Origin of the sequence: Deinococcus pimensis DSM 21231 (assembly GCF_000519345.1) — a bacterium.
Taxonomy (GTDB): Bacteria; Deinococcota; Deinococci; order Deinococcales; family Deinococcaceae; genus Deinococcus_A; species Deinococcus_A pimensis.
In genome coordinates, this window is the sequence record NZ_KI912662.1 from 3,111 (window position 1) to 4,458 (window position 1,348).

2 protein-coding genes are annotated in these 1,348 nt (G+C 71.9%); both read left to right on the forward strand.

Features of this window, described 5'->3' with window-relative positions; translation table 11 throughout:
* Nucleotides 1-933: branched-chain amino acid ABC transporter permease (locus DEIPI_RS0117285; RefSeq protein ID WP_084474487.1), on the forward strand; the 933-nt coding region annotated here is incomplete at its 5' end.
* Nucleotides 930-1,348, forward strand: a 419-nt coding sequence (locus DEIPI_RS0117290) for an ATP-binding cassette domain-containing protein (protein ID WP_027482590.1), incomplete at its 3' end; no start/stop codon positions are given. The genes DEIPI_RS0117285 and DEIPI_RS0117290, both read left to right, overlap by 4 nt.

Sequence of the window (1,348 nt, forward strand, 5' to 3'; positions counted from 1 at the left end):
GGGGGCGCGTGGCGCTCGGCCCTGCCGCTCGGCGTGACGCTCGCGCTCGCGGCGGTCTTTCCCTTCCTGCCGCTGGGGGACCGCGCGGAGTTCCTGCTGCAGATCGCGTTCTTCACGGTCGTGGCGGGCGTCCTCGCGCTGAGCTGGGACATCCTGGCGCGCAGCGGTCAGCTGTCTCTGGCGCACGCGGCGTTCTACGGGCTGGGCGCGTATTCCTTCGCGATCCTGTCGGCGCGCGGCCTGCCGTGGTGGGCGGCGATGCTCGCGGCGGGGGTGGTGGCGTCGCTGTTCAGCGTGGTGCTGGGCGCGGTGACGCTGCGGCTGAGCGGCATGTACTTCGCGATCGCGACGCTCGCGTTCACGGAGGTCGTGCGGACCGTCGTGCAGAACCTGCCGGAGAGGTTCGCGGGGGGCGCCAACGGCCTCCTGGTGCCCGCGTTGCTGGGCGGGCAGACGCGGGCGCAGTACTTCCTCGCGCTGGGCGTGCTGCTGCTCACGGTCCTCGTGAGCCTCGCGGTGCGCCTCAGCCGTCTCGGGTACGCCTTCGCGGCGGTCCGGCAGGGCGAGGAGGTCGCGCGGGTGCTGGGCGTGAACGTCGTGCGCTTCAAGCTGCTGGCGTTCGCGGTGTCGAGCTTCCTCGCGGCGCTCGCGGGCGTGCTGTTCGCGGGCAAGACCTTCTTCATCTCGCCGGGCGACACCTTCAGCGTCGCGACGAGCATCGCGCCGCTCACGACGAGCATCTTCGGGGGACTGTACACGACGCTCGGCCCGATCCTGGGCGCGCTGGTGCTGCGCGTCTCGGAGGAGGTGCTGCACGCGTACGTGAAGCAGGGCTACCTCATCGTGTACGGCCTCGTGCTGATCGTGTCGATCCTGTTCCTGCCGCGCGGCCTGATGGGCCTGCTGCGGCGCGGCAGAGGAGGTGACCTTTGACTTCCGTCACGACGGACACCCTGATGCGCGCGCGGGGCCTCACGAAGCGGTTCGGCGGCCTGACCGCCGTGTCGGACGTGAGCTTCGAGCTGCGCGCGGGCGAGATCCTCGCGATCATCGGCCCGAACGGCGCGGGCAAGACGACCCTGCTGAACCTGCTGTCGGGCGTGTACCGACCCTCGGCGGGGCGGCTGGAGCTGGGGGGCCGTGACGTCACGGACGTGTCGATGGAGGGCCGCTGTCATCTCGGGCTGGGCCGCGCGTTCCAGATCGTGCGGCCCTTCCCGGAGATGACGGTGCACGAGAACGTCACGGTGGGGGCGCTGTTCGGCAAGCCCGGCACGTCCCTGCGCGACGCGCGGGCGCGCGCGGACGAACTGCTGGCCGTGACGGGCCTCGCGCCGCACGCCCACCG